We start from the raw sequence: 24,131 nt of genomic DNA, 5'->3' as shown, positions 1-24,131 counted from the left end.
CACCCAGTGAGACAAAAACCCCTCACCCGGATCGCATTGCATGCGATCCGACCTCTCCCTATGGGAGAGGTAAGCAACAACTCACCCCTCGAACGCGTCGATCGAGGCCTTGCTGCCGCGCGAGACCAGCGTCTCGTCGGGCGCGGGCAATGTCTCGCCGCGATCGCGGAAGCGGTTGGTGATGGGATAACGGCGATCGCGGCCGAAATTTTTCCGCGTCACCTTCACGCCGGGCGCGGCCTGGCGGCGCTTGTATTCGGCGACATTGAGGAGATGGTCGATGCGGGTCACGGTCTCGCGGTCGAAGCCGGCAGCAATGATCCGGTCGAGCGGCTCCTCGCGCTCGACCAGACGCTCCAGGATCGCATCCAGTACGTCGTAAGGCGGCAATGAATCCTGATCGGTCTGGTTGTCGCGTAGTTCGGCCGACGGCGGACGCGTGATGATGTCGGGCGGGATCACCTCGCCCGCGGGTCCGAGCGCGCCGTCGGGCTTCCAGCTGTTGCGCAGCGCCGCCAGGCGGAACACCTGCGTCTTGTAGATGTCCTTGATCGGATTGAAGCCGCCGTTCATGTCGCCATAGAGCGTGGCATAGCCGACCGACATTTCCGACTTGTTGCCCGTCGTCACGACCATCAGCCCGATCTTGTTGGAGATCGCCATCAAGAGCGTGCCGCGGGTGCGCGCCTGGAGGTTCTCCTCGGTGATATCAGGCGGCAGGTTCTTGAAGAGGCCGGACAGGATGGTCTCGAAGCCGGTCACGGCTTCGGCGATCGGCAGCACCTCGTAGCGGATGCCGAGATGGCCGGCGAGCTCGCCGGCGTCGGCAATGGAATGCGCCGCGGTGTAGCGATAAGGCAGCATCACCCCGTGCACCTGATCGGCGCCCAGCGCATCGACCGCGATCGCCGCGCACAGCGCCGAGTCGATGCCGCCGGAGATGCCGAGCAGCACGCCGGGAAAACCGTTCTTGCCGACATAGTCGCGCAAGCCCAGCACGCAAGCGGCGTAGTCGGCGCGGTCGCCTTCGGGCTGCTCCGCGATCGGACCGGTGCAGCGCCAATCGCCGCCGGTCCTCGTGAAGCGCAGCGTGGTGATGCTTTCCGCGAATGCCGGCAGTTGCGCCGCGAGCGAGAGATCGCCGTTGAGCGCGAACGAGGCACCGTCGAACACGAGTTCGTCCTGGCCGCAGACCTGGTTGAGATAGATCAGCGGCAGGCCGCTTTCGGTCACCCGCGCAACCGCCACCGACAGACGCACATCGTTCTTGTCGCGGGCATAGGGCGAGCCGTTCGGCACCAGAATGATCTCGGCGCCGGTCTCGGCCAGCGTCTCGACCACGTTCTCGTAGTCCTCGGATTCTTCCAGCCAGATGTCCTCGCAAATCGGCACGCCGATCCGCACGCCGCGCACGGTGACGGGACCCGCCGCAGGCCCGCGCGAGAACAGACGTTTCTCGTCGAACACGCCGTAGTTCGGCAGATTGCATTTGAAGCGAAGCGCGGCGATACGCCCGCCATCGAGCAGCGCGCAGGCATTGTAGAGCTTACCGTCCTCGACCCAGGGCGTGCCGACCAGCATCGCCGGGCCGCCGTCGGCGGTCTCGCGCGCCAGCGCTTCGATGGCGGCGCGGCAGGCGGCCTGGAAGGCCGGCTTCTGCACCAGATCTTCGGGCGGATAGCCGGCGATGAACAATTCCGGAAACAGCACGAGATCGGCGCCATCGGCGATCGCACGCGCGCGCGCCGAGCGAACCTTGGCGGCATTGCCCTCGATGTCGCCCACGGTCGGATTGAGCTGGGCGAGCGTGACTGCAAATGCGTTGAGACGTTCGGTCATGGCCGCCGTCCTCGTCTTAAAGAAATCCCAATCGCTCGATGATGGCGATGATCCAGAACGCGCCGGCCATCAGCAGCGCAACGCCGACCGCGGCCGAGCCCATGTCCTTGACCCGGCCGATCTGCTTGTCGTGATCCATGGTGAGGCGGTCGGCGAGCTTCTCGATCGCGGTGTTGAGCAGCTCGACCACCAGCACGAAGGCGACCGCACAGACCAGCTCGACCGCGCGCATCGCGGTCGCCGCGACGAGCCACGCCACCGGCAGCGACAGGATCAGCGCAAATATCTCCTCGCGGACGGCCTGCTCCGAGCGGAACGCAAAGGCCAGACCGTTGCGGGAATTGATCGTGGCCTTCCAGATGCGCAGCAAGGTCTCAGAGCCCCGCTGCGGTCGGCATCGGCCGGACCTTGCCGGCGCGTTCCTGCTTCAGCAGTTCGGCGATCAGGAAGGCCATATCAATGGATTGCTCGGCGTTGAGGCGGGGATCGCAGACCGTGTGGTAGCGGTCGTTGAGATCCTCGTCCGTGATGGCGCGGGCGCCGCCGATGCATTCGGTGACGTCCTGGCCGGTCATCTCCAGATGCACGCCGCCGGCATGGGTGCCTTCCGCCGCATGGATCGTGAAGAACGACTTCACCTCCGACAGCACGCGGTCGAACGGCCGCGTCTTGTAGCCCGTGGTCGACGTAATGGTGTTGCCGTGCATCGGATCGCACGACCAGACCACCACCCTGCCCTCGCGCTTCACCGCGCGGATCAGGCCCGGCAGGTGATCGGCAACCTTGTCGGAGCCGAAGCGGTTGATCAGCGTCAGCCGGCCCGGCTCATTGTCGGGATTGAGCACGTCGATCAGCTTCAACAGCTCGTCGGGTTTGAGCGACGGGCCGCACTTCAGGCCGATCGGGTTCTTGATGCCGCGGAAATATTCGACATGGCCGTGATCGAGCTGGCGGGTGCGGTCGCCGATCCAGATCATGTGGCCCGAGGTCGCGTACCAGTCGCCGGTAGTGGAATCGACGCGGGTCAGGGCCTGCTCGTAACCGAGCAGCAGCGCCTCATGGCTGGTGTAGAAATCGGTGGCGCGCAGCTCGGGATGGCTCTCCAGATCGAGGCCGCAGGCGCGCATGAAATTGAGCGCGTCCGAGATGCGATCGGCCAATTCCTTGTAGCGGCGGGACTGCGGACTATCCTTCAGGAAGCCGAGCATCCACTGATGCACGCTGCCGAGATTGGCGAAACCGCCGGTCGCGAAGGCGCGGAGCAGGTTCAGCGTCGCAGCCGACTGGCGATAGGCCATCAGCTGGCGCTGCGGATCCGGCACGCGCGCTTCCTTGGTAAAGGCGATGTCGTTGACGATGTCGCCGCGATAGCTCGGCAGTTCGACGTCATTGACCTTCTCGGTCGGCGAGGACCGCGGCTTGGCGAACTGGCCGGCGATGCGGCCGACCTTCACCACCGGCACCGCGCCGGCATAGGTCAGCACCACCGCCATCTGCAGCAGCACGCGGAAGAAGTCGCGGATGTTGTTGGCGCCATGCTCGGCAAAGCTCTCGGCACAGTCGCCGCCCTGGAGCAGGAAGGCCTCGCCGGCCGCGACACGGGCCAGCGCCTTCTTGAGATTGCGCGCCTCGCCGGCAAACACCAGCGGCGGAAAGGTTGCCAGCTGCGCCTCGACGTCGGCCAAAGCCTTGGCGTCGGGATAGTCGGGCACCTGTAGCACCGGCTTGCTGCGCCAGGACTCGGGCGTCCACCGCTCGGACATCGCAATCTCTCCGTGAAGCAAAAAAGTGCAACCTGATCTGTGGGTTGCGAGGGCCGCCTTATACACAGGCTGGCACGACACCGCCAGTTGTAAATCCGTTTTGCATTGCAAACCCTTGCAGGAAAAGCTGAATTCGCATTTGCTAGAGGTCGCCTGAGGAAACCGGCAAGACAGCTTCCATCCATGGATGCGCGACTGGACGACGTTTTCATCGACGAGATCAGCTTGCCGGCGACCGACGGTTATGCGCTGGCCGGCACCCTGTTCCTGCCGCGCGGCACCAAGCGACATGCCGTGCTGATCAATTCGGCGACCGCCGTCCCACGAAAGATCTATCGCGGCTTCGCCTCCTACCTCGCCCATCGCGGCTGCGCGGTGCTCACTTACGATTATCGCGGAATCGGCGACTCCCGCTTACCGGCCATGGTCGGCTACAACAGGCCGAAATCGCTGGTCGGCTTCAAGGCTTCGATGTCGGACTGGGCCGCGCAGGACGTCACCGCCGCGGTGCGCTGGATGCGCGAGCGCTACAGCACCCTGCCGCTGGCCTATGTCGGCCACTCCTATGGCGGCCAGGCGCTCGGACTGATCGAAAACAACAGCGAGATCTCGCGCGCCGCGTTCGTCGCCTCGCAGGCCGCGACCTGGCGGCTGATGACGTCGCCGGAGAAATACCGCGTCTTCGCCTTCATGAACCTCGTCGGCGTTCCGCTCACCCACGCGCTCGGTTACGCACCGGGTTGGGCCGGCATCGGCGAAGATCTGCCCAAGGGCGTGTTCCTGCAATGGGCGGATTGGGTCTCGAGCCCGCGCTATCTGTTCGATTCCAAACTGCCGGCGCTGGAGAATTTTGCAAAATTCAAGGGCGAGCTGCGCGCGCTCTGCTTCTCCGACGATCCCTGGGCGACGCGGCCGGCTGTCGAGTTGCTGACATCGGGCTTCACGTCGATCAAGCCGGAGGTGCTCGACGTCAAACCGTCAGAAGTCGGCGCCAAGGCGATCGGCCATTTCGGTTTCTTCCGCCCCGGGCACCGCGACACGCTGTGGCGCGGCGTGGCGGAATGGATCCAGGGGGAGTGAGCGTCACGCCTTGTTGAAGGCAGTCGCCTTCTTCACGTCATCGATCCCATGAAACTGATCTCAGCCGTTACCGTTTGCCAACTGCACACCGTCGGCAACGCAATTGATCGCGCGCGGCGAGGAGATCATGCAAAATTCCAGCAAGAGCGCCCTCTTCAGCGAAAGCAAGGTCCCCGAAGTCACGCTCGGCTTCTGGATCATCAAGATCGCCGGCACGACACTGGGCGAGACCGGCGGCGATACGGTCACGATGACGCTGAACTGGGGCTATCTCGCAGGCACATGCCTGTTCCTGGCGGCGATGGTCGTCCTTGTCGCCGCGCAAATCCGTGCGCAGAGATTCCACCCGGCGCTGTATTGGGCGACCATCGTGGCCTCGACCACCTTCGGCACGACCATGGCCGATTTCGCCGACCGCTCGCTCGGCATCGGCTATACCGGCGGATCCACGCTGCTCCTCACCTGCCTCGTGCTGGTGCTCGGCCTCTGGTATCGCACGGAAGGAACAATCTCGGTCAACAGCGTCAGCAGCAGGCGGGCCGAAGCGTTCTATTGGGGCGCGATCACGTTTTCACAGACGCTCGGCACCGCACTCGGCGACTGGATCGCTGACACCGGCGACCTGGGCTATCGTGGTGGCGCGCTGATCTTTGCAGCGGGGCTCGCCATCGTCGCAGCGCTGTATGTCTGGACCCGCGTCTCACGTGTGACGCTGTTCTGGGCCGCGTTCATCCTGACGCGTCCGCTGGGTGCCACCGTCGGCGACTTCCTCGACAAGCCGCTCGACCAGGGCGGCCTGGCCTTGAGCCGGCCGCTGGCTTCCGCCGTGATCGCCGCGTTCATGGTGGTCTGCCTCTTGCTGATCCCGCAACGCGCGGGTCAACATCCCCGCGAACATGCGGCCGGGCGCGCTTAGCGGATGATCGTCGTCAGCGATGAATAGCGCTTGTTCGGCTTGGCCTCGGCCGCCGAGAACTGCGCGAAGGCGTCACTGACGCGCTTTGCGGGCGGCGTATCGCCAGCGAAGCGGAATTCCTGCGGCTTCGGTGCATAGAAGCTGGCGCTGTAATAGGAATCGTCGAAGCGCGCCTCGCCGACCCCGAACAATGCGTCGCAAACGAACAGGAGCGCGTAGACCCCCGCGACCGCTGCGATGACCTCCTTGAGAACTGACATGATGTTGCCCTGCCCTTTTGCGCGCAGGATGCAGGCCGGTTCCAAAGCTCTGGTTTAAGGGGCTCTCCTTCTTGTTTGCAGGGTTTGCCGCCGCTGAGCGAATTGCCGACAATTTTATCGATTGCAAAAAAAGAAGCCCGCCTGACCGGATCAGGCGGGCTCCAGGGTTGGCCGCTCGGGAGGTATCAGACGGCCAGATTCATCCAGACAGCCTTGGGCTCGGTGAAATTGTCGAGCGCGGCGGTGCCGTGCTCCCGGCCGAGGCCGGAATCGCGCTCGCCGCCCCAGGGCAGGCGCACGTCGGTATAGCCATAGGTGTTCATCCAGACTGTGCCGGCCCGCGCCCGCTTGGCGAAGCGCTGCAGCTTGCCGATGTCGCGGCTCCAAACCCCGGCGGCGAGGCTGTAGGCGGTGCCGTTGGCGATCCGCAAGGCATCAGCCTCATCCCTGAACTTGATGACGCTGACGACGGGACCGAAGATCTCCTCCTGCGATATCCGCATCTCGTGCGCGACATCTGCGAACACCGTCGGGCTGATGAAGTAGCCGCGCTCGCCGACGCGCTCACCGCCGGTGACGAGCCTCGCGCCTTCCTGCCGGCCGATGTCGACATAGTCGAGGATCGATTTCATCTGCTTCTCGGAGATGACAGGCCCGAGCGCCGTCTTGCGGTCGAGCGGATCGCCGATTCTGATCGACTTCGCGCGCGCCGCGAGGCGCTCCACGACCTCGTCATAGGCCCTCTCCTGCACCAGCACGCGGGAGCCGGCCGAGCAGACCTGTCCGGCGTTGAAGAAGATGCCTGAGGCCGCGGCCTTGCTCGCGGCTTCGAGATCGGCATCGTCGAAAATCACGTTGGCCGACTTGCCGCCGAGCTCGAGCGAGACGCGCTTGAAGTTGCTTGCGGCACCTTTCATGATTCCGCGGCCGACGCCCGGCGAGCCGGTGAAGGTGACCTTGTCCACATCAGGGTGATTGACCAGCGCATCGCCGACGATGCGACCAGGTCCGGTGACGACGTTGAAGACGCCCTTCGGCAGGCCGGCTTCGAGCGCGAGCTCGGCGATTCGCAGCGCCGACAGCGAGGTCAGCTCGGCCGGCTTCATCACGATGGTGCAGCCGCAGGCCAGCGCCGGCGCGAGCTTCCACATGCCGATCATCAGCGGGAAATTCCACGGCACGATGGCCGCGACCACGCCGACCGGCTCGCGCACCGTGTAGGTCAGGGCCTCGTCACGCACCGGCACGACATCGCCGCTGATCTTGTCGGCCCAGCCGGCGTAGTAGGTCAGCGTGTCCAGAGCGGCCGGAAAGTCCTGACGCGCGGTCGCTGCGATCGGCTTGCCGGCATCGATCGACTCCAGCTCGATGATCTCGTCGGCGTGCGCTCTCAGCAGGTCCGCCCAGCGCAGCAGGATCTGGCCGCGCTCGGAGGCGCGCATCGTACGCCACGGGCCTTCGAAGGCGCGGCGCGCGGCGGCGACCGCATGCGCGACATCGGCTTCGCCGCCCTCGGCGATGGTGGCAATGACCTGGCCGTTGGCGGGATTGAGGGATTTGAAGGTGCGGCCGGAGCTCGCCGGGACGCGGCGGCCGTCGATCAGGAGAGGCTGGGGCTGGGCCATGAACGCGGCGGCCGGCGAATGTGCAAAGTCATATGCAACAGACATCATATTTCCTCCAGATCTTCTGGACGAAACTAGGCCAGATATCATAGGAGTAAATATGATATGGCTTGCAATTGGACGGTCCACATATGAAGCGTATTTCATAAGGAAGGCCGATGCTTCAGATCGAAATCGAGGCCGTCTGGCGGTTTCGCCAGGAAGGCAGCCCGCGCACGGCCGTGGTCATGCTCGGTGTCCTCAATGAAATCCGGAAGACCGGAAAGATCACGAGCGCGGCGAGCGATGCGCACCTGTCGTACCGGCACGTCTGGAATCTGATCGAGCAATGGTCGGAGTTCTTCGGGACGCCGCTGGTCGAGACCCAGCGCGGCAAGGGCTCGAAACTGACCCCGTTCGGCGAGCGGCTGGTGTGGGCCGGCGAGCGCATGCAGGCGCGGCTCGGGCCGCAGCTGGAAAACCTCGCGCAGGAGCTCGCGAGCGAGATCAAGCCGTTTCTCGAACAGCGTCCCTCCGTGATCCGCGTCCATGCGAGCCACGGTTTTGCGGTGGCAAAGCTGCGCGAATTCCTCGACCGCGAGCCCGGCATCGGCGTCGATCTGCGCTACGTCAGCAACCAGCATTCGCTGGTTTCGCTGGCGCAGGGCGCCTGCGATCTCTCCGGCCTGCATCTGCCGCACGGCGCGTTGCGCGCGCAAGGCATCAAGGCGGCGCGCGAATGGCTCGATCCGCGCGAGGACCGCATCATCAGTTTCGTCACCCGCGAGATGGGCCTGATGGTCGCCCGCGGCAATCCGCGGCGCATCGCCTCGCTCGATGATCTCACCAGGCCAAACGTGCGCTTCGTCAACCGCGACCATGATTCCGGCACGCGGCTGTTGTTCGACCAATTGCTTGCCGCGCAGGGTGTCGACGAGAGCAAGATCAACGGTGCGCAGCAGATCGAGTTCACCCACGCCGCGGTCGCGGCCTATGTCGCCAGCGGCATGGCGGATGCGTGCTTCGGCGTCGAGGCGGCCGCCCGTCAGTTCGGCCTCGATTTCATCCGCCTCCTCACCGAGGATTATTTCTTCGTCTGCAAGCGCGCCTTCCTCGACACCGCGCCCATGCAGCGCATTCTCGAAATCATCCGCAGCGCCGATTTCCGCGCCGCCGTCGCGACGCTTCCCGGCTACGTACCGTCGGACACCGGCACCGTGACCGGCGTGAAGGCATTCCTGGAGATGCACGCTGTGCGATGACGCGGCGGCTCGCCTTCACTTGTCGTCGATGGGCAACAATGGCAATCTCGATTGAGAGCCATTCAAGAGAGCCCGTCATGTCGCGCGCGAGCGCCAAATCGCTGCCCCAGCTGAGCCTTCGCATCGACCTCGACGGCGAGGACCGGATCGGGCCCGGCAAGATCGAGCTTCTGGAGCAGATCCGCGAGCAAGGCTCGATCTCGGGCGCCGGGCGCGCCATGGACATGTCGTACAAGCGCGCCTGGGATCTCGTCGACGAGATCAACCGCATCTGCGGACAGGTGGCGGTCGAGCCGCAGGCCGGCGGCAAGAACGGCGGCGGCGCCATGCTGACGCCGTTCGGCGAAAAGCTCGTCGCGCGCTACCGCAAGATCGAGCGCGACGCCGCTCGCGCCGTGCAAAAGGAGCTGGAAGCGCTCAGGAGCGACATCGCCCGCTCGCGCAAATCGTGAGCGGAGGGACGCGCATGGACGAGGCGCTGGTCATTCGCTCCGCTTTACCCTCCGATCTGCCGCAGCTTCTCGCGCTCTACCGCCACCTCGATCCCCAGGATGAAACTCCGCCACTCGACCTAGCCGCACAGCGTCTCGACGAATTAGGGGCCTATCGCGGAAGCGCGGTCCTGATCGGGCTCAGGGCAAGTTCTGTTGTGGCATCCTGCACGCTCGTCGTGATCCCCAATCTGACGCGCGGCGGCCACTCCTACGGCCTGATCGAGAACGTCGTCACCGACGCCGCGTGCAGGGGCCGGGGCTATGGCAAGCAAATGCTGCAGGCAGCCGTCACCGCCGCATGGCAGGCCGACTGCTACAAGGTCATGTTGATGACCGGCTCCAGAAAGCCGTCGACCCTTGCCTTCTATGCCTCAGCCGGTTTCGAGCAGAGCAAGACCGGCTTCCAAATCCGGCGGCTGCAGGCGAGGATGGAGACCGCCGACTGATGCTGCATCAGTTCGGCCGCACCGTCATCCCGGGCATCGGCTGGGTCAACGCTTCGCCGAGCAGGCTCTGCTCGTCCTTGGGGATCGAGAAGCGGACCTTGAAACCCTCCTCGGTTTCCAGCGTGATGATGCGCTGGGTCGTGTCGGTGGATTGTTCCAGCATCCAGGATGCGAGCGGATAGGCGTAGCGCAGGCTCTGGTCGCCATAGCGGGCCTTCAGCGCCGCCTCGAGCAGGCCGGGCAGTGTCATGATCAGCGCGCCGATCTGACTGAGCGAGACGCTGACTGCGGCGGGATTGCCCGCCACATCCTCGAAGCCCAGCGAGATCGCGCCGCCATCGGCTGCCACCTCGCAGGTCGTGAGCTGCCTCACCTTGATTTCCATCGCCAGTCTCGGGGATGCACTCGCTATATCCATTACGATATATCGATAAGTCGACCCTCGTCCAGCCCACTTTCTTTGGAATTCATCGAGCCGACCGCCATGGCCGCTCGAACCAATGCAATCTGAAACAGACCGGCCACTCGGGTCAGAACGCCGGTTCGTCCTTCAGCGCGGCGATCACCTGCTCGCCGGGCGCGGTGAGACGGTAGGTCACCAGCGGACGGCTCGACGGCGGCTTGCGATCGATCTCGACGATGTAGCCACGCACCATCAGCGCTTCGAAGCTGCCATAATAGCCGTACATGCTGATTTCGTTCTGCTTGAGCAGCTTGAATTCGCGCAGCAGCCTGATCTCGTTGCCCGACAGCAGCGAACGGCGGACGCGTTGCACGAAGCTCGCGCGCTGCTCGAACCAGGCTGCATCGGGCAGCTCGCGCGAAGACGGCAGGGCGTCGCGATCACACGGGCGCATCTCGACATCGGCTCTCCGAGCCGGCGGCGACGGCAAGCTGCCACCGACTGCGTCCCTGGCCTCGTCGAGCAACGCGATCGGCCAGCGCCGCTTGTTGTCGACCATGACCGGCGGCGGCACGACATTGTCGCGCACCAGCTGCTCGAAACGGCCGGCGGTGACGCCGACATAGGCGGCCGCGCGGCGGCGGTCGACGAGACGGGCATCCCGCCCATGCTCCGGCTCGCATACGATCGTTTCGTTCACCCAAAATCCCCTGCCGCATCGTTGCGGGCGCGTCCTCGCGCGAGCCCGAGGGCCCGTCGGCGCATGACACTAGGGGGAAACGAGCGCTCTCAAAAGGCAGAGAAATTCGCACACATTGCTGCCGTTTCGGCAACGGCTATAGTGCCGTCCGGGGGTCCCATGCGCTTTCATTCACCTAGCATCCAATACTTCCATGCCGTCCGCCGCACCGGGTCGATCCGGGCCGCCGCGCGCCTCCTCAACGTCGCCTCGTCCGCCGTCAGCCGCCAAATTCTCAAGCTCGAACAAGAGGTTGGATCACCCTTATTCGAGCGCACCGCCCGCGGCCTGACGCTGACGACGGTCGGCGAGATGCTGGCCCGCCACGTCATGAACGTGCTCCAGGATCTCGACCGTTTCCGCTCGGACGTCGCGTCGCTCTCCGGCGCCTGGCACGGCACGATCAGCATCGCCTGCATCGAGTCCCTCACGGAATCGGTGTTGCCGGATTTGATCGCCGCGCACCGCAGCCGGGCCCGGCGCGTCAGCTTCACCACGATGGTAATGGGATCGTCCGACGTGCTTGAAGCGTTGCGGCGGGGCGAAGCCGATATCGGCATCGCCATGGCGCTCAGGCATCCACCTGACCTGCGGCAGGTCGCATTGAAGCGGTTTCGCCTCGGCGCACTGGTGGCGCGCGAGCATCCGTTGGCGCGCCGCAAGACGGTGACGCTGGAGCAATGCCTCGCCTTCCCGGTGATTCACGCGCTGCCGGAGCTGTCGATCTACCATTTGCTGCAGCCGCTGATCGCGCAGCTCTCCGAGACACCGGAGCCTGCAATCCAGGCCAACTCGATCGACCTCATGCGCGAGCTCGCCGCGCGCGGCGTCGGCGTTGCCTTCCAGACCCAGCTCGGCATCACTAGATTGTCGCGCGATGCGCAGCTCGTGTTCCTACCGCTCGACAATGCCGGCAGTCCGGTATGGTCGGATCTCGGCATCTACGTCCGCGCCGAGCGCACCCTGCCCGCCTTCACCGAGTCATTCTGCAGGAGCTGGTCCGCGAACTGGGTGAGCGCGAGCGGCGAGAGAGTGCGGCCTATCCGCACATCGCGTGACCTGAACTGGCAGTATTTTCCCGGAATATAGCCGCTGGTCGGGCGTTGGTATCCTTGTGGTTCCGCTCGCTGCCCCTCGCCCCTGGATCCCGAATGCCGCTCAACCGGTTGAAGCCATCGCGTGTCCTGACTATCGAGCGCTTCTCGGATTACGCCGAATTTCGCGCCAACGAGGTGCTCGGGCTCGGCACCAGCACACCGCTTCGTCCGCGCGAGTTCTCGCTGACACGGGCCATCCTGCCGCTTCAGAGCGGGGTGTTCGTATTGCAGCGCGCCTTCGCCCGGCGCTTTGAAGCCGAGATGGGAACGGATACCGGCATCGGCCTCGTTGTCCCCCTCACCTTTCATTCCATCACCAATGGCGTCGAAATCGACAGTTCGACGATCGGCGTCGTGCGCGGCAAGGCGCCCGTCGTCTCGATCGAGCACCAGCCCAACACCTACTTCATGCTGCGCTTCAACTCGGACATGCGGCACCGCGGATGGACGGATTTCGATACCGGGCTCGCTACTGTCCGTCCGCAGCACGACCCGATGGCACGTCTCCGCGCCGCCTTTCTCGAAATGTTCTCGCTCGCTTCGGGATGCGACGATCCTCGGCAGTTCGAGGCGCTCCACCGCCCGATCCAGGAAACGCTGTTCGCTTGCCTCGATGCCGCACTGGTGCCTGCAGGGTCTCTCGCTACTCGCCCTGGGTCGTTCGACAGGCACCGCAAGCTGATTGCCCGGCTCGACGAGGTCGTCGAGCTGTTCGGCAGCCAGCCGCTCTACAGCGACGACCTCGCCACCGCGCTCGGCGTATCCGTGCGGACGCTCCAGACTGCGACGCAAGTGGTGCATGGCGTCAGCCTGCATCACTATCTGCGTCTCAAGCGGTTGTGGGCCGTTCGCGTCCTGCTCATGACCGGAGGCGGCGGATTGACCGTGAAGGCCGCGGCACTCGCCAACGGCTTCTGGCATCTCGGCGACTTCTCGGTCGGCTACAAGCGCGCCTTCGGCGAAATGCCGTCCGAGACATTGGCGCGCGGACGAGGTTCGTTTTATCGCAGCTGAGGAGCGGATTGCGCGCTCAGCCGTGGCCGTTCTCCTTGCGGTGCCCGGTGTCGCCGAGGCGGTCGACCCAGGCGATGCCGATCGCCGAGACGATGAAGGTCAGGTGGATCAGCACCTGCCACATCACGCCGGTCTCGGTGAAATTGCTGCGCGTGGTGCCGAGATTGCCGGCCTCGATGAAGGTCCTGAGCAGCGAGATCGACGAGATGCCGACGATCGCCATCGCAAGCTTGATCTTGAGCACGCTGGCATTGACGTGACTGAGCCATTCCGGCTCGTCGGGATGGCCGCGCAGGTTCAGGCGCGAGACGAAGGTCTCGTAGCCGCCGACGATCACCATCACGAGCAGGTTCGAGATCATGACGACGTCGATCAGGCCGAGCACGACCAGCATGATCTGCTGCTCGCTGGCGTCGAACGAATGCGCGACCAGGTGCCACAGCTCCTTCAGGAACAGCAGCACATAGACCGCCTGCGCGACGATGAGGCCGACATAGAGCGGCAATTGCAGCCAGCGCGAGCCGAAGATCAGCCGCGGAAACAGGCCGACCGGCGGATTGGCCAAAGCTGCTTTGGGTTCGGACGACATCGATCACTCCTGGAAGGCGAAGGCAGGATTTAGAGACTTGCGATGACCGGAGCCAGCTCGAGCGAGCCGCGATAGATCATCTCGAAGGCGACGTAGACGATGATGGCGAGACCGACATAGCCGATCCAGCGCTGCTTCTGCAGCACGCGGCCGAGCAGATCTGCGGCAACCCCCATCAGTCCGATCGACAGCAGGAGCCCGAAGGCCAGGATGTAGGGATGCTCGCGCGCCGCGCCCGCGACCGCGAGCACGTTGTCGAGCGACATCGAGACGTCGGCGGCGACGATCTGCAAGGCCGCCTGCCTGAAGGTCTTGCGCGGCGCCGGTGCGGCGCCTCCGCCGCCGCCATGGCTGAACGCGAGTTCGCGGGAATGCGCGGACTGCTCCCGCAGCTCGCGCCACATCTTCCAGCACACCCACAGCAGCAGCACGCCGCCCGCAAGCAGTAGCCCGATCACCTGCAGGAGCTGGGTCGCTATGCCGGCAAAGGCGATGCGCAGGCCCGTGGCCGCGATGATGCCGACGACGATGGCGCGGCGGCGCTGCCCCGCGGGAAGGCCCGCCGCGGCAAGACCGATGACGACGGCATTGTCGCCGGCGAGCACGAGATCGATCAGGACGACCTGGAGCAGCGCTGTCAGCGCGTCGGCCGTGATGAAATCAGTCATGTCTCATCATTTTTTCGAAACGGACGGATCCAGCCAGTGCGGCTTGCGGCGCTCGATCCAGTCGAACACTTTTGAGCGCGAGGTCCGCAACGCCGGCACGTCCTCGGCGAGCAGCGCAAGGCCGAGCGGCAGCATCCAGATGCCGAGCACCGGCAGGAAGGACAGCACGCCACCGACGATGAGCAGCGCGCCCGACGGAATTCGGACCCAGCGGCTGGAGGGTTGCAGGAGATAGTCGACGGTGCCGGCGACGCGGGGCGGCAGCCGGTGAACGAGCGCGTCGAGCCGCGCGTCGCCGCCGGCCGGCTGGCCGTGATCGGATCTCGTTGCTTGCTCGTCCGACGCTACGCTCATGCTCACTCCTTGGTCACCACGTTAACTGCGGCGGGCCCGACCGGTTTCGCGCGCGGCAGCACCAGCGTCAGCAGGCGCAACAGCTTGATCGCCCGCACCTCATGCGGATGCACGTCCTCGTCCGCGGCCGCAACGCGCTCCGACAGTTCGATGAGATGGGACGAGAGCGGCAGGTCGGAGACTGGGCGCAGCGTGTCGATCACCACATTGGCGAAATCGGGCTCCTCGAGCCGTTCGGCCAGTTCGTCGAACATCGCGAACAGGCGATCATCGGCGATATGCGGCGCCAGGTCGCGCTCCCTGATGAAGCGGATCACCTCGTCGCGCTCGACCGGCGACACGCGGCGGTCGGCCACGGCGACCAGCGCGCCTGCAATCACCAGCGCCACGGCAGCCTGCTCGCTGAAGCGGCGCGGCTCGGTAATCTCGAGTTCGACCGGAGTGGAAGTGTTCACGTCAGACATCGATGCTCCCTTTATTTGCGAAATGGCCGCGCGGAGCTGCGATCGAGACGATTGTGTCGGAGGGAACTTGAGAAGGCCCGACAATCGGCCGATCCATCGCATTCGCGCGGGGACAGGTTCATCCGACATCGCGAGGTTTGGCCGACTTCGTCGACGTCCTCGCCAGAGGGGCCCGGATTCTTGTTCGCACTGGAGATAAAACCGCGCCATCCGGAATCAAGGCGACATGACTGCGACCAGCCGCCGCATCAATGGTCGGCCTGCGCGTGCTGCCGGTGGGCATATTCTGCGCCCCAGCCGAGGCCAAGCGTCACCGAGATGAGCGAGCCGAGCAGCACGCCGAATTTTGCGGCGTCCAGCAGCCGCTCATCGGTGAATGCGAGCATGGCGATGAAGATCGACATGGTGAAGCCGATTCCGGCCAACAATCCGATGAGGCAGACACCGGTCCACGTCACGTCCGGCGCCAGTCGGCATCGGCCGACACGCACGGCAAGCCAGGTCGCAGCGATCACGCCGATCGGCTTTCCCGCGCAAAGCGCAAGCCCGACGCCGAGCGTCACGAATTCAGCGCCGCCGCTGAGTTCGGCGCTCCGAAGATCGACGCCGGCATTGGCCAGCGCGAACAGCGGCATGATGGCGTAACCGACCCAGGGATGCAGCGCCGCCTCGACGCGAATGACCGGCGGCACGATCTCCTCACGTGCGGAGCGCACCGGCGTGATCAAGCCGAGCACGACGCCTGCGAGCGTCGGATGGATTCCGGCCATGAGGAATCCCGCCCAAACGACGAGCGCCGGCAGGACATAGGCAAACGCGGAGTTCAGGCCGAGCCGCTGCAGCCCGAGCGCCAGCAGCACGCCGAGCGATCCGATGAGAAAGCCGTTGAGGTCGAGTCCGCTGCTGTAGAACAGCGCGATGATGAGAACGGCGATGATGTCGTCGATGATGGCGAGAGCCAGTAGAAAGACGCGGATATTCGCGGGGATCGATCGCCCAAGCAGAGCGAGCACGCCGACCGCGAAGGCGATATCGGTCGCGGTCGGTATCGCCCAGCCCTGACTGCGACCTGCGACGTTGTTGAAGCTCAGATAGATCAGCGCAGGCACGATCACGCCGCCGATGGCCGCCAGCACCGGCAGGATCGCCTGATCGAACCGGCTCAGCGCGCCCTCGTGGATTTCGCGACGGACCTCCATGCCGACGACGAGAAAGAAGACCGTCATCAGTCCATCGTTGATCCAGAAATGCAGCGATCGCGTAAACGCGAATTCGCCTGACCGAAGCGGGACGGTCAGGTTCCAGAGATCGTGATAGGAATGGGCGAAGGGTGAGTTGGCCCACAGCAATGCCGCGGCTGCAGCCACGAGCAGCACGCCACCGCTGACGGCCTCGATGTGCAGGAACTGCTGGAGCGCAACGAGCGCGCGTTCGACAAGAGGAAGGGATTTCGGCAATTGCCTGCCGGGCAGCTGATCGTTCATGGGCACACGCATCCTGCGTGGCGGCCCGACCATCGCTTGACCTGTCGCTGCCACGTGCAGCGAGCACCCGAGGCGCGTTCTACACCGCGAGGAAATTAACGCAACCCGATTCGAACTTAGGGAACTCAAGAGCGGGGCGGCCCGTTGGTGCACCTCACGATGCGCTCGCCGCGCGACAGGAAGCCGCATCTGCCGCTGGATCGCGACATCGAGGATTTCAGCAACGAGCGCGCGCGTCGCGCTGGAGCGCCCTCATAGCGCTCGCGCAAGCTTCACCAACGAAAACGTCATCCCTGAATTTGCTACGTCGTCGAGGAATGTATGACTGACATCACCTGCTGCGCCGGTTGCGGCCACAGCCTGATCCCGATCTTGTCCGAGAACGGGCGCGCACGGCCGAGCTGCTTCTGGTGCGAGAGCCTCGACGCACGAACCATGGAGATGGCCAAGTGGGCAGACAGCCCGGCCGGCAAGCCGGATCGGGCCGTGCCTCACGCCTTCGATTAAGGCGCCCCCGCCTCAAACCCGCGCCACAAGCCGCGGACGGAACACGGACTCGGCGGTCGGCGCCGGTGTAGCAGCGAGCTTACGCGCGGACCGCCGCCGCGGGATGAAGAAGCTGCTCACGACGATCGGCTCGAAATCGCCGAGTGCGGCGCGCTCCTTCACAAGCAGGCTCATGACCGAGCGCATCTTGATGACTTCCTGCGCCACGAAGCTGCAGTCCTCGTCGCGATTGATCTGCTCATGCATGATCGCCTCAGCCTCGCGCATGCTGACGCGGAGCGCTCTGATGGTTCTTCTGATCTCGTTGATGCGGTTGTCCATGGCGGCCTCCATCTCGGTCACATCATAAGAACAAAACATGAACATATTGTCAATCGCCCTGCCCGGCCGCGCGGTCATCGCGCTAATCCCCAACGCGGCAGCGCGTCGGTCACCCGCGCCGCTGCACGCGCGCTGGCGATGCTTGCCGACAAATTAGACAAGTCGGTTCGTTGCTCAGGAAGCGCTGGCCCGCCGCTCAACATCGGAGGATGCAAGCCGGCGCGCGACCTAACGTCCCATGCAACCACCGGATTTTTCCCTGAACGGACTCGCCGCGTCGCAGCCCCCGGCTCGCCTGCCGCTTCGCAAACGAACTGGCCCGAAAATCGCAACGACACTTACCGAGCGAAGCAACGGCGCAGAGCGGAGAACGTCATGAACGTGCATGCTGCGGGCGATCTCAGGACGACTGGCCTCACCCGCCCGAACGGCGCGCCGCTCCGCCTCAATGCACAGGACTTCATCGCGATCGACCGCGACAGGAATGCGAAGTTCGAAGCGACCTATCGCCCGCAAGCGCTCTACAACCGAGCGAACGAAGGCTTTCACGCCAATAACGAGACCTTCCTGCTCCACGAGGTCGCGACCAACCTGCCGATCTATCGCCCGGACACCGGCCCCACCGACTTCCATCTGCATCTGCCGCCGGGCGGCTTTCAGCTGGTGCTGGTCACCTCGGGCGCGTTCACGTTCGACTATGACGGGCGCTTCTACAATGTCGGCCCCGGCGCAGTGATGCTGCAAAGCGCGATCGTGCATCGCCAGCTGTTCTACACCTGGTCGGGCCTCTCGACCGAAGAGAACCTGAAGACGCCGCAAACGGTGGTGCCGGATCCGATCTCGATGGGCTATTCCGGCAAATTTCTCGAGGCCTTCATCACCGACCCAACCACGTTTCCGAATCCGACGATCGTCGGACCTGACAAGATCGACGAAGCCGAGACGCCGCGCGTGGCCTGGAGCCACGAGCTGCATGATCGGCCTGCAAATGCCGGCTTCTGGCTTCAGGATCCCCTGGCGCTGGATGCGCTGTTCAAGCCGCTCAGTGACGGTTCGGTCAAATCGGCGCAGCCGGTTTACGTGCGCGATATCGGGATCGAAGCGCCGAGCGGCCAGCTCGTCACCGGACATATCATCGCGACCGATCCGCGCGGCCAGTCGTTGCTGCCGAAGAGCACATCGGCCTCGGCAGATGCCGCCTCCTTCGCCAAGGGCGAGGTCGTGATCTATCGCGTCATTCGCGGCACGGCCGAGTTCAAGAACAAGGCCGGCGAGATCTTCGAGCTCGCCGCCGGCGATGTCGTGACCGCGGGCAAGAATGCGATGAGCCTGATCGCGGTCGGCGAGAACACGCAGATGCTCCGGCTCGGCCTTCTCAAGGGGATCGACAACCTTCGCAGCTGGACACCGACCCAGCGCGACGAGATCGACGGTCTCGCCGGCCAGATCATCACGCGGAGGGACATCCGTCCCTTGCGCACCGAAGGCAAGCCGGTCGGATATCTGTACGCGTAGGCGCCAGCGCGAACGCAGCTGCGGGCCTTGCTCGTTCCTGAAGGGTGCTGCTAGTCCATAGGCGATCGAGATGCGCCTGGAGCAGCGGTTTCGCCCGTGAGCGGCAACGTCACCAGAACCTGCGGAAGCTGCACGGCCTGCTGCGATGGCTGGCTGCAGATCGAAGTGCGCGGACACAAGGTGCGCAAAGGGCAAGCGTGCCCATTCAGCATTGCGCACCGATGCTCGATCTATCTCGAACGTCCGCAGCACCCCTGCCGCGAATTCGTCTGCGGCTGGCTGGTTGCTTCGAGCCCGCTGCCGGATTGGATGCGGCCCGATCAATCCAGCATGATCATGCTGGCCGCCAATTTCTTCTGGCAGGGTCTGCCCGTGGATGTCGTGGTGCCTGTCGGCGAGCAGCCGAAGAAGAAAGCGCTGGATTGGCTGACGCGATTTTGCGCCGAGAACAGGCGGCTGCTCGTCTACCAGATCAGAGATGAGTGGTTCGCGTTCGGGCCGCCGGCATTCCAGACCGACATCGCCGACCGCCTCGGACGCGGTGAAACGCCGTGGGGCGCTTGAAGCAAGTCCTGGGATCTCTTGGCATTTTAGCGACTGACCCGCTTTGCAGCACGCAATGCGGCAGATCGCCGCGCGACACGCTTTGTCAGGAATAGTTGCACGTTAGACACATTCCGCTGGAAAGCGAAGTAGCATCACACCAATCCATTTGTATATGGTATCTGGCATACATTATCTTCCTCTTTATCCCGGGCCCATTGGAGAGCTCGCGGCGATAAAGGGGAAACGAGATGAGGAAGGCCTTTCTGCTCGGCACAGGCTTTGCGGCCCTTTGTGCAACCACAATGAGTCATCCCTTGCGAGCTGCAACCATCGACGATGTTGTTGCCCGCCTCGATGCACTCGAGCGTAGCAACGCCAAGCTCGCGAGGGAGAACGCGCACCTTCGCGACCGCGTCAATCACATGGGTACGCCCAGGGCCGCGGCGACGGCAGTCGTCCCGGCTTCGCCGAAGGGCAACCCGGTTCTCCACGCGGCGGTCGCACCATCGCCGGCACCTGTGCCCGAGCACACCGTCGTCAGCATCGGCGGCGCTCCGCTCTACAGCAAGGCGCCGGGAAGCAATCCGTTCATCGACAACACCACCGTGACGCTCTACGGCCACGTAGACCTCTCCGGCGACATCTTCAATCCGGGCGTCTACGACCAGGGCACGAAGTTCGGCGTCTCAAGCAACCTCACCTATTTCGGCGTGCGCGCCCGGCACAATCTCGATCCCTATGGCTATCCCGGCTGGGCAGCCATCGCGCAATTCGAATCCCTCGTCGAGGTCGCAGCCGTTCCGACCGAACGCGCGGCCTTCGGCACCCGCGACAGCTTCCTCGGCATGGAAAGCCCTTGGGGCACGATCAAGGCCGGCAAGGCCGACACGCCCTACAAGAGAGCGACCTCGAAGTTCGATCCGTTCTCGGCCACGCTCGGCGACTACAACTCGATCATGGGCAACACCGGCGGCGATCTCCGCGCCGAGTTCGATTGGCGCGCGTCTCACGCGATCTGGTATGAATCGCCGATCTGGAACGGCTTCCAGGCCGCCGTCATGGTCTCGCCAGGACAGAATACGGCGCGGGACAACAGCGACTACGCGCTGGGCGACTTCAACTGCCCCGGCACTTCGTCGCGCGGCAGCGGTTCAGGCTTCCCGGCCACGTCGCCGCCCCAAGGCTGCACCGACGGCTCCTACGGCAATCTCTACAGCGCCTCGCTGACCTACAACCAGGCAGGCTTCACGGGAATCGCCGCTTACGAGTTGCACGAAAGCACCAACCGGACCGGCGACGAGGGCGCAGTTCTGCTGACCAACGGCACGACATTCACCGTACCGGCTGGTGCAGTCGGAATCGCCAATGAATGGGCAGCCAAGGTGGGCGCGGGCTACAAGTTCAACGACATGATCGGCACGCTGCAGCTCTACGGCATCTACGAGGTGCTGCGCCGTGAGCATACGGTGGCCGCCTTCAACGAGCGTGCGCGCGACGGCTACTTCCTGAGTGCGACCCAGACCGTCGACAAGTGGGACGTGAGCGCGTCGTGGGCTCACGCCAATGCCTCGCCCGGCTCGCCCGGCACCGGCACCAACAACACCTACACGGTGGCGGCGCCCGCGCCCGCCGGCACCGCCGACTTCGCTCTCAACAGCGTGGACTCCAGTGCCGATCAATATGCGATCGGCGTGAAGTACCATTTCAGCCCGTTCGTGAGCTGGTACATGGTGGGCAGCTATCTGCGCAACGGACCGGGCGCGCATTACTGCCTCGGGGTCAGCGGACACGGCTACGGTGTGTGCGGACGCGACGCCAACAACAACGTCGTTGCGGGCAACAAGGCCGAAGCCGTCACGACCGGCATGACGTTCGACTTCTGACGCAGGAGGGAATGATGGGGAGCCTCACGGCTCCCCATCGTTTGACGCTACTCCGCCGCCTGACGCACGTGGCGCGCGGTCGGCGTGCGCATCGTCACCAGCTCTTCGGCCGCGGTCGGATGCAGCGCGATGGTCGCGTCGAAATCGGCCTTCGTCGCCTTCATCTTCACCGCGATCGCGACGGCTTGCGTGATCTCGGCGGCGGCATCACCGACGATGTGGCAGCCGAGCACGCGGTCGGTCGCGCCGTCGACGACGAGCTTCATCAGCACGCGGGTGTCGCGGCCGGACATGGTCGCCTTGATGGGACGGAACGTGGTCTTGTAGATGTCGACGTGGCTGAACTGTGCGCGCGCCTCGGTTTCGGTCAGACCGACCGTGCCGACCTCCGGCTGCGAGAACACCGCGGTCGGGATGGTCGCATGATCGACCTGGACCTCGCGTTTGCCGAACACGGTGTCGGCAAACGCGTGGCCTTCGCGGATCGCGACCGGCGTCAGGTTGAAGCGATGGGTGACGTCGCCGATCGCATAGATGCTGTCGACCGAGCTCCTGGAGAAATGGTCGACCGCGATGCCGCCATTGTTCGGATTGATGGCGACGCCGGCCTTCTCCAGGCCGAGATTGGCAACGTTCGGGTGGCGGCCGATCGCAAACATCACCTGGTCGGAGGCGAGGCTCGAACCGTTCGACAGATGGGTGGTGAACTCCTCGCCGTGGCGATCGACCTTGGTCACCGTGCAGCCGGTGAGAACGGTGATGCCCTGCTTCTCCATCTCGGCCCGGACGTGGCTGCGCACATCCTCGTCGAAACCGCGCAGGATGTTGTCGCCGCGATAGATTACCGTGACGTCGGACCCGAAGCCGGCAAAGATCCCGGCGAACTCCAGCGCGATGTAGCCGCCGCCCTGGATCACGATCCGCTTCGGCAGCTTCTTCAGATGAAACGCCTCGTTGGAGGAAATCACGTGCTCGATGCCGGGGATCGCGGCGCCATGATTGGGCGCGCCACCGGTGGCGATCAGGATGTATTTGGCGGTGATCTTCCTGTCGTTCTCGAGCAGGCGGATTGTGTGCTTGTCCTCGATCACCGCGCGGCTCTTGACGACCTGCGCGCCTGACTTCTCGACATTGGTCGTGTAGGCCGCCTCCAGCCGCGCGATCTCCTTGTCCTTGTTGGCGATCAACGTCGCCCAGTCGAAGGTCGCGGGCGGAACGGTCCAGCCGAAGCCGGCAGCGTCCTCGAGCTCGTGGCGGACATGCGAGCCGATCACGAACAGCTTCTTCGGCACGCAGCCGCGGATCACGCAGGTGCCGCCCATGCGGTATTCTTCCGCGATCATCACGCGGGCGCCGTAACCGGCCGCGATGCGGGCGGCGCGCACGCCGCCCGAACCGCCACCGATGACAAAGAGGTCGACGTCGAATTCAGCCATTGTCCACTCCGACCTCGTTCAAGGATGATTTGGACAGATAGGTACTGTCAGATTTCCTTGCCACGCTTGCGCATCTCGGCGCGGAAGGCTCCCATCACGGTCTCGGAGAAGTTCTGGGCCCAGGAGTTCATGAAGGCCATGCTGAGACCGATCGCGCGCGGCTCCGCGGTGATCAGCTTCTGTCCGAGCGGCGACTTGTAGAAGACGACGAGATCCTTGAGCTCCTGCTCGGTGAACTCGCTGGCGTAGATCTGGGCCATGCCCTCGCCGATCTCGTTCTGCCGGCCCTCGAGCTGCTTGGCGACGATCGGGGCGACCTCGTTGAGATCCTTTTGATAGTTCAGGTTCTGCTGGATCAGCGCGACCTTGGTCTTCTCGACGAGGCCTGGCACGGCGCCCGCATACATCGCGCCGGCGTTCTTGATCTGGAGGATTTCCTTGGCGGCCGCAATTGCCGCCGGCGAAGCCTTCGGCGGGGCTGCCTGCTGCTGCGCCGCAGCCGGGACGGCGGAAAGGGCCAGTCCCACAGCGAGGGTCGCGGCCGGCAAGAATTTCAAAACGCTCTTCATTCCTAGTCTCCTTTCGGCTTTCGCCGTTCAATCACGCGAATTCCCTCGCCACCCGCCAAAACGGCCGAGCTGGCCAAGCCGATGAACAACCCATGCTCGACGACGCCGGGGATCGTGCTCAAAGCCCCGGCGAGGCCGGGCGGATCCGCGATACGTTCGAGCTGGGCATCGACGATCCAGTGGCCGCCATCAGTGACGAAAACGTGGCCATCTTTGGCCTTGCGGACTGCCATTTGCCCGGAAACGCCGCATTGCGCAAATGCCTTCTCGATCGCCCGCCGTGTCGCGCCAAGCCCGAACGGAATGACCTCGACCGGCAGCGGAAAGCGGCCGAGCGTCGGCACCCATTTGCTCTCGTCGGCGATCACGATCATGCGATCCGAGGCCGCCGCCACGATCTTCTCGCGCAGCAATGCGCCGCCACCGCCCTTGATCAGATTGAGCTCGGGATCGATCTCGTCGGCACCGTCGACGGTGATGTCGAGATGGTCGATCTCATCCAGCGTGGTCAGCGGAACGCCGCAACGCGTCGCGTCGGCACGCGTCGCTTCGGAGGTCGGCACACCGATCACCTTGAGGCCGGCGCGCACGCGCTCGCCCAGCAGCTCGACGAAATGCTTGGCGGTCGAACCAGTGCCGAGGCCGAGCTGCATGCCGTCACGCACCTCCTCCAGCGCGCGCGCCGCCGCCTGCCGCTTCAACTGGTCCATGTCCACGTTTGCGCCCGCTTTGGAGGTCAGGAATGCCGCCGGCCGTTCGCTTGCGGCGGCCTATGTAGCCTCGTTTTCATCGGGAGAACAGGGTCTGGGAACAGGTCTATAAGGTGATCTTATGGGGCCGCCCCTTGCGCCGGCCCGGGCGGACCGATAGCGCTTTTT

The 24,131-nt window shown here is 64.6% G+C and carries 26 protein-coding genes and 1 pseudogene; 11 read left to right on the top strand and 16 right to left on the bottom strand.

Annotated elements, in window-relative coordinates; genetic code table 11:
* Positions 1 to 81: 81 nt before the first annotated feature.
* From IF809_RS14150 to IF809_RS14140, 3 genes are read right to left on the bottom strand one after another with little or no spacing between them, the layout of a single operon-like run.
* On the bottom strand, positions 82 to 1,839 hold the full coding sequence (locus tag IF809_RS14150; RefSeq protein WP_462837872.1) for an NAD+ synthase: 1,758 nt from the start codon (positions 1,837 to 1,839) through the stop codon (positions 82 to 84).
* Between the two features lie 16 nt (positions 1,840 to 1,855).
* Positions 1,856 to 2,209 (bottom strand): diacylglycerol kinase, encoded by a 354-nt coding sequence (locus IF809_RS14145; protein WP_271613865.1) that lies wholly within the window; start codon positions 2,207 to 2,209, stop codon positions 1,856 to 1,858.
* Between the two features lie 4 nt (positions 2,210 to 2,213).
* Positions 2,214 to 3,602 (bottom strand): class II 3-deoxy-7-phosphoheptulonate synthase, encoded by a 1,389-nt coding sequence (locus IF809_RS14140; RefSeq protein ID WP_462837871.1) that lies wholly within the window; start codon positions 3,600 to 3,602, stop codon positions 2,214 to 2,216.
* Positions 3,603 to 3,785: 183 nt separating this feature from the next.
* Here IF809_RS14140 and IF809_RS14135 point away from each other — a divergent pair, with 183 nt between their 5' ends.
* Positions 3,786 to 4,682, top strand: coding sequence for an alpha/beta hydrolase family protein (locus IF809_RS14135; protein WP_462837870.1), 897 nt, complete (start codon positions 3,786 to 3,788; stop codon positions 4,680 to 4,682).
* Positions 4,683 to 4,809: 127 nt separating this feature from the next.
* Positions 4,810 to 5,598: a COG4705 family protein gene (locus IF809_RS14130; protein WP_462837869.1), complete on the top strand. Its 789-nt coding sequence runs from the start codon at positions 4,810 to 4,812 to the stop codon at positions 5,596 to 5,598.
* On the opposite strand, the gene IF809_RS14125 is transcribed toward IF809_RS14130, so the two are convergent.
* Both IF809_RS14125 and IF809_RS14120 read right to left on the bottom strand, forming a co-directional pair.
* Positions 5,595 to 5,858, bottom strand: a complete 264-nt coding sequence (locus IF809_RS14125) for a hypothetical protein (RefSeq protein ID WP_128967102.1) — start codon at positions 5,856 to 5,858, stop codon at positions 5,595 to 5,597. The genes IF809_RS14130 and IF809_RS14125 overlap by 4 nt on opposite strands.
* 185 nt (positions 5,859 to 6,043) lie before the next feature.
* Positions 6,044 to 7,528, bottom strand: coding sequence for an aldehyde dehydrogenase family protein (locus IF809_RS14120; RefSeq protein ID WP_462837929.1), 1,485 nt, complete (start codon positions 7,526 to 7,528; stop codon positions 6,044 to 6,046).
* Positions 7,529 to 7,641: 113 nt separating this feature from the next.
* On the opposite strand from IF809_RS14120, the gene IF809_RS14115 reads away from it, so the two are divergent.
* The 3 genes from IF809_RS14115 to IF809_RS14105 all read left to right on the top strand — a co-directional run bounded on the left by IF809_RS14115 (position 7,642) and on the right by IF809_RS14105 (position 9,664).
* Entirely contained in the window at positions 7,642 to 8,724 is a 1,083-nt protein-coding gene (locus tag IF809_RS14115) for a substrate-binding domain-containing protein (RefSeq protein WP_128967106.1), read from the top strand.
* 77 nt (positions 8,725 to 8,801) lie between these two features.
* Positions 8,802 to 9,176, top strand: a complete 375-nt coding sequence (locus IF809_RS14110; protein WP_128967107.1) for a winged helix-turn-helix domain-containing protein — start codon at positions 8,802 to 8,804, stop codon at positions 9,174 to 9,176.
* 14 nt (positions 9,177 to 9,190) lie between these two features.
* Positions 9,191 to 9,664, top strand: coding sequence for a GNAT family N-acetyltransferase (locus tag IF809_RS14105; protein WP_128967109.1), 474 nt, complete (start codon positions 9,191 to 9,193; stop codon positions 9,662 to 9,664).
* A 7-nt stretch (positions 9,665 to 9,671) separates the two neighbouring features.
* On the opposite strand, the gene IF809_RS14100 is transcribed toward IF809_RS14105, so the two are convergent.
* On the bottom strand, positions 9,672 to 10,049 hold the full coding sequence (locus IF809_RS14100) for a hypothetical protein (protein WP_462837868.1): 378 nt from the start codon (positions 10,047 to 10,049) through the stop codon (positions 9,672 to 9,674).
* Positions 10,050 to 10,194: 145 nt separating this feature from the next.
* Complete coding sequence (locus tag IF809_RS14095; RefSeq protein ID WP_462837867.1) at positions 10,195 to 10,767, bottom strand: hypothetical protein; 573 nt, start codon at positions 10,765 to 10,767, stop codon at positions 10,195 to 10,197.
* A gap of 159 nt (positions 10,768 to 10,926) precedes the next feature.
* On the opposite strand from IF809_RS14095, the pseudogene IF809_RS14090 reads away from it, so the two are divergent.
* Positions 10,927 to 11,864 (top strand): annotated as a pseudogene (locus tag IF809_RS14090) (LysR family transcriptional regulator).
* Positions 11,865 to 11,957: 93 nt separating this feature from the next.
* Entirely contained in the window at positions 11,958 to 12,917 is a 960-nt protein-coding gene (locus tag IF809_RS14085) for a helix-turn-helix domain-containing protein (RefSeq protein ID WP_128967112.1), read from the top strand.
* A gap of 16 nt (positions 12,918 to 12,933) precedes the next feature.
* Here the strand turns inward: IF809_RS14085 and IF809_RS14080 are convergent, their stop codons facing one another.
* The 5 genes from IF809_RS14080 to nhaA all read right to left on the bottom strand — a co-directional run bounded on the left by IF809_RS14080 (position 12,934) and on the right by nhaA (position 16,476).
* A complete protein-coding gene (locus tag IF809_RS14080) occupies positions 12,934 to 13,506 on the bottom strand; it encodes a TIGR00645 family protein (RefSeq protein ID WP_462837866.1) in 573 nt (190 codons plus the stop codon).
* Between the two features lie 29 nt (positions 13,507 to 13,535).
* The gene (locus IF809_RS14075; RefSeq protein ID WP_462837865.1) at positions 13,536 to 14,174 is read right to left on the bottom strand and encodes a TerC family protein; all 639 of its coding nucleotides are present in this window, start codon (positions 14,172 to 14,174) and stop codon (positions 13,536 to 13,538) included.
* A gap of 6 nt (positions 14,175 to 14,180) precedes the next feature.
* Positions 14,181 to 14,528, bottom strand: a complete 348-nt coding sequence (locus tag IF809_RS14070; protein WP_462837864.1) for a hypothetical protein — start codon at positions 14,526 to 14,528, stop codon at positions 14,181 to 14,183.
* 2 nt (positions 14,529 to 14,530) lie between these two features.
* Entirely contained in the window at positions 14,531 to 14,992 is a 462-nt protein-coding gene (locus tag IF809_RS14065; protein WP_462837863.1) for a tellurite resistance TerB family protein, read from the bottom strand.
* 248 nt (positions 14,993 to 15,240) lie between these two features.
* Positions 15,241 to 16,476 (bottom strand): Na+/H+ antiporter NhaA, encoded by a 1,236-nt coding sequence (nhaA, locus tag IF809_RS14060; protein ID WP_462837862.1) that lies wholly within the window; start codon positions 16,474 to 16,476, stop codon positions 15,241 to 15,243.
* A 321-nt stretch (positions 16,477 to 16,797) separates the two neighbouring features.
* On the opposite strand from nhaA, the gene IF809_RS14055 reads away from it, so the two are divergent.
* On the top strand, positions 16,798 to 16,983 hold the full coding sequence (locus IF809_RS14055) for a hypothetical protein (RefSeq protein WP_453991677.1): 186 nt from the start codon (positions 16,798 to 16,800) through the stop codon (positions 16,981 to 16,983).
* A gap of 12 nt (positions 16,984 to 16,995) precedes the next feature.
* Here IF809_RS14055 and IF809_RS14050 read toward each other — a convergent pair whose 3' ends face one another.
* A complete protein-coding gene (locus IF809_RS14050; protein WP_453979484.1) occupies positions 16,996 to 17,304 on the bottom strand; it encodes a hypothetical protein in 309 nt (102 codons plus the stop codon).
* A gap of 375 nt (positions 17,305 to 17,679) precedes the next feature.
* Between IF809_RS14050 and IF809_RS14045 the strand changes: the two genes are divergently transcribed.
* The 3 genes from IF809_RS14045 to IF809_RS14035 all read left to right on the top strand — a co-directional run bounded on the left by IF809_RS14045 (position 17,680) and on the right by IF809_RS14035 (position 21,248).
* Positions 17,680 to 18,819 (top strand): hypothetical protein, encoded by a 1,140-nt coding sequence (locus tag IF809_RS14045; RefSeq protein ID WP_462837861.1) that lies wholly within the window; start codon positions 17,680 to 17,682, stop codon positions 18,817 to 18,819.
* Positions 18,820 to 18,915: 96 nt separating this feature from the next.
* Entirely contained in the window at positions 18,916 to 19,383 is a 468-nt protein-coding gene (locus tag IF809_RS14040) for a hypothetical protein (protein WP_128967120.1), read from the top strand.
* Between the two features lie 230 nt (positions 19,384 to 19,613).
* The gene (locus tag IF809_RS14035) at positions 19,614 to 21,248 is read left to right on the top strand and encodes a porin (protein WP_462837860.1); all 1,635 of its coding nucleotides are present in this window, start codon (positions 19,614 to 19,616) and stop codon (positions 21,246 to 21,248) included.
* A gap of 47 nt (positions 21,249 to 21,295) precedes the next feature.
* On the opposite strand, the gene gor is transcribed toward IF809_RS14035, so the two are convergent.
* From gor to rpiA, 3 genes are read right to left on the bottom strand one after another with little or no spacing between them, the layout of a single operon-like run.
* The gene (gor, locus tag IF809_RS14030) at positions 21,296 to 22,684 is read right to left on the bottom strand and encodes a glutathione-disulfide reductase (protein ID WP_462837859.1); all 1,389 of its coding nucleotides are present in this window, start codon (positions 22,682 to 22,684) and stop codon (positions 21,296 to 21,298) included.
* A 47-nt stretch (positions 22,685 to 22,731) separates the two neighbouring features.
* On the bottom strand, positions 22,732 to 23,253 hold the full coding sequence (locus IF809_RS14025; protein ID WP_128967123.1) for a DUF2059 domain-containing protein: 522 nt from the start codon (positions 23,251 to 23,253) through the stop codon (positions 22,732 to 22,734).
* 2 nt (positions 23,254 to 23,255) lie between these two features.
* Positions 23,256 to 23,969 (bottom strand): ribose-5-phosphate isomerase RpiA, encoded by a 714-nt coding sequence (rpiA, locus tag IF809_RS14020; protein ID WP_462837858.1) that lies wholly within the window; start codon positions 23,967 to 23,969, stop codon positions 23,256 to 23,258.
* Positions 23,970 to 24,131 lie beyond the last annotated feature (162 nt).

The sequence above is a fragment of the Bradyrhizobium sp. UFLA06-24 genome, assembly GCF_054967145.1.
The sequence above is the reverse complement of the archived record's forward strand: the minus strand, read 5'-3'. Positions and strand labels throughout refer to the sequence as shown.

Bases quoted from the DNA above. Each gene is read 5' to 3' on its own strand.
- nhaA (WP_462837862.1), bottom strand. From the start codon at position 16,476: ATGAACGATCAGCTGCCCGGCAGGCAATTGCCGAAATCCCTTCCTCTT.
- IF809_RS14130 (WP_462837869.1), top strand. From the start codon at position 4,810: ATGCAAAATTCCAGCAAGAGCGCCCTCTTCAGCGAAAGCAAGGTCCCC.
- IF809_RS14140 (WP_462837871.1), bottom strand. From the start codon at position 3,602: ATGTCCGAGCGGTGGACGCCCGAGTCCTGGCGCAGCAAGCCGGTGCTA.
- IF809_RS14035 (WP_462837860.1), top strand. From the start codon at position 19,614: ATGAGGAAGGCCTTTCTGCTCGGCACAGGCTTTGCGGCCCTTTGTGCA.
- IF809_RS14075 (WP_462837865.1), bottom strand. From the start codon at position 14,174: ATGACTGATTTCATCACGGCCGACGCGCTGACAGCGCTGCTCCAGGTC.
- IF809_RS14025 (WP_128967123.1), bottom strand. From the start codon at position 23,253: ATGAAGAGCGTTTTGAAATTCTTGCCGGCCGCGACCCTCGCTGTGGGA.
- IF809_RS14080 (WP_462837866.1), bottom strand. From the start codon at position 13,506: ATGTCGTCCGAACCCAAAGCAGCTTTGGCCAATCCGCCGGTCGGCCTG.
- IF809_RS14055 (WP_453991677.1), top strand. From the start codon at position 16,798: ATGACTGACATCACCTGCTGCGCCGGTTGCGGCCACAGCCTGATCCCG.
- IF809_RS14065 (WP_462837863.1), bottom strand. From the start codon at position 14,992: ATGTCTGACGTGAACACTTCCACTCCGGTCGAACTCGAGATTACCGAG.
- IF809_RS14110 (WP_128967107.1), top strand. From the start codon at position 8,802: ATGTCGCGCGCGAGCGCCAAATCGCTGCCCCAGCTGAGCCTTCGCATC.
- IF809_RS14085 (WP_128967112.1), top strand. From the start codon at position 11,958: ATGCCGCTCAACCGGTTGAAGCCATCGCGTGTCCTGACTATCGAGCGC.
- IF809_RS14070 (WP_462837864.1), bottom strand. From the start codon at position 14,528: ATGAGCGTAGCGTCGGACGAGCAAGCAACGAGATCCGATCACGGCCAG.
- IF809_RS14150 (WP_462837872.1), bottom strand. From the start codon at position 1,839: ATGACCGAACGTCTCAACGCATTTGCAGTCACGCTCGCCCAGCTCAAT.
- IF809_RS14105 (WP_128967109.1), top strand. From the start codon at position 9,191: ATGGACGAGGCGCTGGTCATTCGCTCCGCTTTACCCTCCGATCTGCCG.
- IF809_RS14135 (WP_462837870.1), top strand. From the start codon at position 3,786: ATGGATGCGCGACTGGACGACGTTTTCATCGACGAGATCAGCTTGCCG.
- IF809_RS14120 (WP_462837929.1), bottom strand. From the start codon at position 7,528: ATGTCTGTTGCATATGACTTTGCACATTCGCCGGCCGCCGCGTTCATG.
- IF809_RS14115 (WP_128967106.1), top strand. From the start codon at position 7,642: ATGCTTCAGATCGAAATCGAGGCCGTCTGGCGGTTTCGCCAGGAAGGC.
- IF809_RS14125 (WP_128967102.1), bottom strand. From the start codon at position 5,858: ATGTCAGTTCTCAAGGAGGTCATCGCAGCGGTCGCGGGGGTCTACGCG.
- IF809_RS14100 (WP_462837868.1), bottom strand. From the start codon at position 10,049: ATGGAAATCAAGGTGAGGCAGCTCACGACCTGCGAGGTGGCAGCCGAT.
- IF809_RS14050 (WP_453979484.1), bottom strand. From the start codon at position 17,304: ATGGACAACCGCATCAACGAGATCAGAAGAACCATCAGAGCGCTCCGC.
- IF809_RS14045 (WP_462837861.1), top strand. From the start codon at position 17,680: ATGAACGTGCATGCTGCGGGCGATCTCAGGACGACTGGCCTCACCCGC.
- gor (WP_462837859.1), bottom strand. From the start codon at position 22,684: ATGGCTGAATTCGACGTCGACCTCTTTGTCATCGGTGGCGGTTCGGGC.